A 7,489-nucleotide genomic window follows, 5' to 3' on the forward strand; every position below is an offset into this window, starting at 1 on the left:
AACTACTGCATCGGCGGAGATTCATCCGATTCGCGGGCCAACAGGCTGCCGGCGAACAACGCCGCCAGCAGCACGGTCAGGCCACCCCAGAACGCGGAATAGAACGCCAGATGCGTGTTGAGCGGGAACACGGTGACCGCCAGCGCCAGCATCGCCGGGCGGGCCCGCTCACGCGCGGCCATCGGTGCATAGCGCCAGGCCCGCCAGGCCTGGGCCACGGCTGCCAACCACAGCAGCAGGCCGAGCACGCCGGTTTCCGCCAGGATTTCCAGCACGATCTGATGGGCATGCAACGCCGGGGCATCGCCCCACACCGCCGGTTCGTCGCCAGACACGCAGGCCGGATAGGCATCGCGGAAGCCGCGTGCACCGACGCCGTTGAGCGGATGTTCCTCGATCATGCAGGCCGCGGCGTCCCAGATCCGCGCACGCCCTGACAGTGCCTCGTCGACACCGCGCTCGCTTCCATCCCAGGCCAACGCCGTTCGCGCGAAGCGTTCGCGCAGCTGCGGCACGCTGGCGGTCAGCGCGCCCGCACCGAGGACAGCGACCAGCGCCAGCAGCACCAACCGTTTCCAGCCGAACTGGCGCACGCCGCTGTAGGCAAGCACCAGCGCGAAGGTGATCCACGATGCGCGCGAGCCGGCCAGCAGCAGCACGCAGCCCAGCGCCGCCGCGGCCAGTACCCAACCCGGATTGCCAAAGCGACGCGCCAGCGGCAACAACAGGAACGGTGAGAGACTGGCCAGGACCTGGCCGAACTTCAGGTTGCACGGCCCGAGTGCCCCACTGAGGCGATCGACCACGGCCGCCTCAGTGGCCGGGCACAACGGGTGACCACTCACCGCAAGCTTCAGCTGCTCAAGCGACCAGAACCACGGGCTGGTTCCGGCCAGCGCCTGCACCAGCGCATCCAGGGTCCATGCGCCGGTGATCAGCGCCAGGCCACCGAAGGTCAGCCGCCGCCGTTCGGGCGTGGCCACCGCGATCGCCACCAGCCACATGAAGGGCAGGTATCGCAGGCCGGCGGCCGCCTTCGTCCACGACGCTGCTGGATCGATCGCATCAAACGCCGAGAACGCCTGCGGCAGCCAATAGCCGAGGAACAGGATCGAGGTCAGCGCCCACGCTGCCGTGCTCAACAGGTGCGGACGACGCTGCAGTCGGCGCATGACCATGCGCGCGGCGGCGTAGACCGCGCCAAGACTGAGAATGGTTTCGGCGATGCCCGGCAACGGCCACATCGCCACGTACGCCAGCACCCACCAGGGCGCCCAGCGTCCGGCGCGGTCGTCGCGCACGGTGACGGCGGGGTCAGCCGGCGAGGTCGGCATAGAGGCGGAGGGTATCGCGCTGCATGGCCTGCAGGGTAAACGGGATGCGGGTCGGCAAGGACGGCGGCTGCGCCAGCAGGGCCAGCGCACGTTCACCCAGCGCGCGTGCATCGCCCAGCGGCACCGCGCCAGCGGGCTGCAGCTGCCGCAGCAGTTCGCCGACGCCACCATGATCCCAGCCCAGCACCGGGCGGCCCACCGACAGCGCCTCGACCACAGTACGGCCGAATGCTTCGGGCTTGTCCGACAGCTGCAGCACCAGATCGCTGGCCGCATAGGCCTGGGCGATGCGCGCGGTCGGTGTGCTGATCTGCACGGCATCCATCACGCCCAAAGCAGCGGCCTGCCGGCGCAGGTCGGCCACGTAGGCTTCGCGGCCCGGTTCATCGGTGCCCAGCATCCACAGCTGTGCCGGTACACCGGCCGCGCGCACATCCGCCAGCAACTGCAGCGCATGAGCATGTCCCTTCAGCCGGGTGCCCCGCCCCGGCAACAGCAGCAGCGGGCCCTCAACCTGCGCCAGCCACGGGTAGTCGGCTGCCAGCGCCAGTCGTGGCCGGCGGTCGGCGCGGGCCACGCGCGGAAACTGTGCGACATCGACGCCGCGCGGAATCACCTGCAGCTTCGCTTCGGGAACTGTCGGATAGTGCCGCTGCACGTAGTCGCGCACGCTGTTGGACACGCAGATCACGCGTTCACCGCTGGTCATCACCGCGCTGTAGCGACTGGGCGAATTCAATCCATGCACGGTGGTCACCCAGTGCGGGCGCTGTGCGGCGGGCATGGCACGGATCGCGTACAGGCCCAGCCAGGCCGGCAGCCGCGAACGGGCATGCACGATGTCCGCGCCAACCTCGGCGAACAGGCGGCGCAGGGTCGGCAGGTGGCGCAGGGTCAGCAGCGATTTGCGGCCGATGTCGAGGGTGAGGTGCTCGGCACCGCTATCGAGCAGGGGCTGCACCAGGCGGCCACCGGCGGAGACCACCAGCGCACGATGGCCGGCGGCAACCAGGGCCGCAGCGATTTCCAGGGTCGAGCGTTCGACACCGCCGGAGTGCAGCGCCGGCAGCAACTGCACCACGGTCAATCGGCGCATCGAAGGGGCGGCCGCTTAGTCGGCCAGCACGAACACGGAGCCGCAGTACGGGCACTGCGCTTCGCCATTAGGCTCGTCTTCGATCGGCAGGTACACGCGCGGATGCGAGTTCCACAGCGCCATTTCCGGGGTCGGGCAGCTCAGCGGCAGATCGCTGCGGTGCACGGTGTAGCGCTTCTCGGCGTTGGCGGGCGCAGTGGCGGTATGGCTCATGGCGGATGTCGATGAACGGGTTGCGAGGCCTGTGATTCTAGCATCTGGGCCGCCCCGACATTGCGCCGCAACGGGTCTTTACGCGTACCGGGCCGATTCCCTGCGACCTTGCATGCCACCTCGGGATGGGGTGCCGGTGGAAATTCCCGACCAATCCTGCAGGTTCACGCCGGGAAACCACCGACAACGATATTTCCCGCATTTGGATCGAACTAAATGGCACTTGTCAGGTTGCCACGGCTGTTGCAGGATCGGGCCAGGTCGTGAACCGGCCTGCCCCAATCCGACCCGATCGCATGGCCCGCCCCCACCGGACCGGCATCGCTTCTTCCACTGCCATCCCGGCGGGCGGAGCGATGCTGTCCGTGGTGTCCGCCGATGCGGGTTCTGCCCGCCGCCTGCCCTTCCGGGAGACCCTTGCATGACCCTGTCCGATCCACGCCGCGCCCTGCTTCCGCTCGCCCTGGCCCTGGCCTGTGCGACTACCGCGATGCCGGTGTTGGCACAGGGACTGCAGACCTCGTTCGAGCCCGGCGAACCTGCCCCGTCGCAGGCCGCAGGTGCACTGCAGGTCACGATCGGCAACGGCCCTGCGGCGCCTTACGCCGCCAAGCGCAATGTGGGCTACAGCGGCCTGCATGCACTGCGCTACAGCAGCGAAGGCGGCAGCGCGCGGCGCGAGCTGTTCAAGACAGATCTGCCGATCGAGGCCGATACCACCCTGTCGTGGCTGGTGCTGCCGGAGATCGTCGGCAAGGACACCGTGGCCTCGACCTATGTGTCACTGGACCTGCTGCTGGACGATGGCAGCCGCGTTTCGGCCGGCGCGGCACGCGACCAGCACGGTATAGCTCTTGGCGCACACGCGCAGGGCGTGTCGAAGACGCTGTATCCGCAGCAATGGGCACGCAAGGCGGTGCGACTGGGCGACGTGCCCGCGCTGAACGGTCGCCGCGTGGTGGCGATCGAACTGGAGGTGGCGAGTGCCGACGGTGCACCGGTCGCCGGCTGGATCGACGACGTGCGCCTGGATGCTCAGCCGCGACAACAGCCGCAGCGCGTCTCCGACTGGGTGCTGACCACCCGTGGCACCCAGGCCAACGGCACCTTCTCGCGCGGCAACAATTTCCCGGCCACGGCGGTACCCCACGGCTTCAACTTCTGGACTCCGGTGACCGATGCCGGCGCACTGAACTGGCTGTACCGCTGGAACGAACAGAACGACGCACAGAACCGCCCGCAACTGCAGGCGCTTGCGCTGAGCCATCAGCCCAGCCCGTGGATGGGCGACCGCCAGACCTTCCAGGTGATGCCCTCGGCCAGCCGTGGCGTGCCGGAGGCCGACCGCCGCAAGCGCGCGCTGTCGTTCGATCGCAGCCACGAGAGCGCCCGCCCTTACCGCTACGACGTGCGCTTCGACAACGGCATCGCCGCCGCCATCGCGCCTACCGATCATGCGGCGCTGTTCCGCTTCGATTTCCCCGAGGGCGGCGACGCCAACCTGCTGCTCGACAATGTCGATGCACGCGGTGGCCTGACTCTGGACGCCGCCACGCAGACGCTGTCCGGCTATACCGACACGCGCAGTGGCTTGTCCAACGGCGCCAGCCGCATGTACGTGGTGGCCCGCTTCGACAAGCCCTGGCGCAGCAGTGGGCGCCTCGACACCGGTCGCCCGACCGGTTACATCAAGTTCGATGCGGGCAGCGACCGGCGGGTGACCATGCGCATCGCCACCTCGTTGATCTCGGTGGAGCAGGCGCGGCACAACCTGGCACTGGAAATCGCCGCGGCCGACACGCTGGAAAGCGTGTCCGGCCGTGCGCAGGATGCATGGGACGCACGCCTGGCCCGCTTCGACATCGGCGATGCCAGCGACGACCAGAAGACCACGCTGTATTCCAGCCTGTACCGGCTGTTCCTGTACCCGAATTCCGGCCATGAGAACGTGGGCAGCGCCGCCGCACCGGAGTGGCGCTACGCCAACCAGGCCAGCGCCAGCGATGACAACACCGAGGGCAGCGCGACCCGCAGCTACGCCGCCGTGCGCGACGGCAAGGTATTCGTCAACAACGGCTTCTGGGACACCTTCCGCACCACCTGGCCGGCCTATGCGCTGTTCACGCCCGACGATGCCGGCCAGCTGGTGCAGGGCTTCATCGAGCAGTACCGCGCCGGCGGCTGGATCGCGCGCTGGTCGTCGCCGGGTTACGCCGACCTGATGGTCGGTACCAGCTCGGACGTGGCCTTTGCAGATGCGTGGCTGAAAGGCGTCGGCGGCTTCGAACCGGCAGAGGCCTACGCGGCCGCGCTGAAGAACGCGACCGTGGTCCCGCCTGACCGCCACGTCGGCCGCAAGGGCATGGACCGCTCGACCTTCCGTGGCTATGCCAGCGCCGACGTGCACGAAGGCATGTCGTGGACGATGGAAGGTGCACTCAATGACTTCGGCATCGCCAACATGGCCGACGCCCTGGCCAAGCGCGCGGCCACGCCGGCGGCACGCGAGCGCTACAGCACCGAAGCCGACTACTTCCGCCACCGCGCCGCCAGCTACGCGACGATGTTCGACCCGGACGCAGGCTTCTTCCAGGGCCGCAAGGCCGATGGGCGCTGGCGCGTGGACGCCAAGGCCTACGACCCGCGCGTGTGGGGCCACGACTACACCGAATCCAACGGCTGGACGTTCGCGTTCACCGCCGCGCACGACGGCGAGGGCCTGGCGGCGCTGTACGGAGGCCGCGAAAAGCTGGCGGCGAAGCTGGATACCTTCTTCGCCACACCGGAAACCGCGGACCCGGCACTGGCCGGTTCCTACGGCGGCACCATCCACGAGATGACCGAAGCGCGCGACGTGCGCATGGGCATGTATGCGCACAGCAACCAGCCGGCACACCACATCCCGTGGATGTACCTGTACGCCGGGCAGCCGTGGAAGACCCAGCAGCATGTGCGCGAGATCCTGTCGCGGCTGTACGTCGGCAGCGAGATCGGCCAGGGCTACCCGGGCGATGAGGACAATGGCGAGACCTCGGCGTGGTACGTGCTGGCCTCGCTGGGCCTGTACCCGCTGCGCATGGGCGCCCCGGAGTACGTGATCGGTTCGCCGGCATTCCGTCACGCGCGGGTGGAACTGCAGGGTGGCGCGGTGCTGACCGTGAACGCGGCCAACAACTCGCGTGAGAACGTCTACGTGCAGTCGCTGAAGATCAACGGTACGCCGTGGACGAAGACCTGGGTGCCGCACGACCTGATCGCCAAGGGCGCGACCCTCGACTTCGTGATGGGCCCCCGTCCCTCGCGCTGGGGCAGTGGCGTGGACGATGTGCCGCGCTCGTTGACCCCGCGCGGCCAGCGCCCCCAGCTGCTGCACGACCTGCTCGGCAGCGGCACCAAGGCGACGCTGGCCGATGGCCGTGCCCTGCCCGCGCTGCTCGATGACGATGCCGGCACGACGGTGGGCCTGGGTAGCGGCGCAACCATCGCGCTGACCGGCCTGGCCGAGGGCACCCCGACGATGTACACGCTGACCAGCGGCGACGGCCGCATCCAGGGCGGTGAGTGGACGCTGGAAGCGCGCAACGGCAGCGGCAGCTGGGCCATGCTCGACCAGCGCAGCGGCGAAGACTTCGAATCCGCCCGCCAGACCCGTCCATTCCGGATCGCCAAACCCGGTCGTTACAGCGAGTACCGCCTGCGCCTGGCGGCACCGGCACGGCTGCCGCTGGCGGAGATCGAACTGCTGGCGGCCGGCACCGTACAATGAGCGGCATGCGCTTCCGTCTTCTGCCCTTGGCCCTTGTTGCCCTGTCCTTCTCCAGTTTCGGCCAGACCCAGGCGTTCGATACGCAGCTGACCCGCGACGGCGTGACGCTGAACTACCAGGACGCCCGTGGCGTGCTGGCCGCGCCGCAGCGCAAGCGGGTGATCGATACGTTCTTCTTCGCCTATCTGCGCGAACGTGCGGACTTCCATCCGGCGGCGCCGTCGATGGTGCGCATCGTGATCGATCCGGCCTACACCGGCATCGCCTTCGTCGGCGACAAGGACCACGCAGCGACGATCACCATCAACCCGGGGTGGCTGGCGCAGCACCCGAACGACATCGACCTGGTCACCCATGAGGCCATGCACATCGTGCAGGGCTATCCGGGCTACGGCGACGCGCGAGTGCCGGGCTGGCTGGTGGAAGGCATCGCCGACTACGCACGCGACCGCTACGGCATGGACAATGCCGCCGCGGGCTGGGCACTGCCGGGCAAGGTCGAGAAGGGACAGAACTTCGACAGTGGCTACCGGGTGACCGGTGCGTTCCTGAAGTGGGCCGACGCCGAACACCCGGGACTGGTGCTCGCACTGGACAAGGCCCTGCGCGACGGCCGCTATGCACCGACGCTGTGGCAGAAGCACACCGGCAAGGCACTGCCAGCGCTGTGGGCGCAGTACGCCAAGCCGCGTTCGGATGCACCGCCGCCGGCCCCTGCACGCCGCGGCAAGCGGCACTGAGCCCCCCACGCACTTTACGTTCGCCGGGCATTGCCCGGCGCTACCGCATCGCGGCCTCAGCGCGACTGCACGAAGCCGGCGTACAGCGCGAACAACTGCTGGAAGTACCGCCGCGTCACTCGATTGCGCATGACACCCTCGCCCATGGAAAGTTGGTCGGGCCCAGGGTGGGAAGGCCGGTCCGGTCCCTTCCCACGGCCAGGCCGCGTGGGCGTATTGGGCCGCAGCGGCGTTGCAGGGAAATGACCGCCGGACTGCAATTCATCGGGTAGCGCCGGGCCATGCCCGGCGGAATGCGAGAAGCGCCGCGCTGCGCGCTCGCCGGGCATGGCCCGGCGCT

Annotated in this window: 6 protein-coding genes; 2 read left to right on the plus strand and 4 right to left on the minus strand. The window is 68.8% G+C overall.

Annotated features, from left to right (window positions below; genetic code table 11):
* Positions 1-2: 2 nt before the first annotated feature.
* The 3 genes from G5A07_RS18765 to G5A07_RS18775 are packed head-to-tail and all read right to left on the minus strand — an operon-like array spanning position 3 to position 2,643.
* Positions 3-1,334 carry an O-antigen ligase gene (locus G5A07_RS18765; RefSeq protein ID WP_191863799.1) on the minus strand — a complete coding sequence of 444 codons (1,332 nt, stop codon included), beginning with the start codon at positions 1,332-1,334 and terminating at the stop codon, positions 3-5.
* Positions 1,315-2,430 (minus strand): glycosyltransferase, encoded by a 1,116-nt coding sequence (locus G5A07_RS18770; protein ID WP_043400167.1) that lies wholly within the window; start codon positions 2,428-2,430, stop codon positions 1,315-1,317. Before G5A07_RS18770 ends, G5A07_RS18765 begins: the two co-directional genes overlap by 20 nt.
* A 15-nt stretch (positions 2,431-2,445) precedes the next feature.
* Positions 2,446-2,643, minus strand: a complete 198-nt coding sequence (locus G5A07_RS18775) for a zinc-finger domain-containing protein (protein WP_005410967.1) — start codon at positions 2,641-2,643, stop codon at positions 2,446-2,448.
* A 421-nt stretch (positions 2,644-3,064) separates the two neighbouring features.
* On the opposite strand from G5A07_RS18775, the gene G5A07_RS18780 reads away from it, so the two are divergent.
* Positions 3,065-6,409: a GH92 family glycosyl hydrolase gene (locus G5A07_RS18780; RefSeq protein WP_191863800.1), complete on the plus strand. Its 3,345-nt coding sequence runs from the start codon at positions 3,065-3,067 to the stop codon at positions 6,407-6,409.
* A complete protein-coding gene (locus G5A07_RS18785; protein WP_191863801.1) occupies positions 6,406-7,149 on the plus strand; it encodes a basic secretory protein-like protein in 744 nt (247 codons plus the stop codon). Before G5A07_RS18780 ends, G5A07_RS18785 begins: the two co-directional genes overlap by 4 nt.
* Positions 7,150-7,205: 56 nt before the next feature.
* Here the strand turns inward: G5A07_RS18785 and G5A07_RS22265 are convergent.
* Positions 7,206-7,489: hypothetical protein (locus tag G5A07_RS22265; protein ID WP_223107724.1), on the minus strand; the 284-nt coding region annotated here is incomplete at its 5' end.

The sequence above is a fragment of the Stenotrophomonas sp. AS012628 genome (genome assembly GCF_010608305.1).
Classification (GTDB): Bacteria; Pseudomonadota; Gammaproteobacteria; order Xanthomonadales; family Xanthomonadaceae; genus Stenotrophomonas; species Stenotrophomonas geniculata.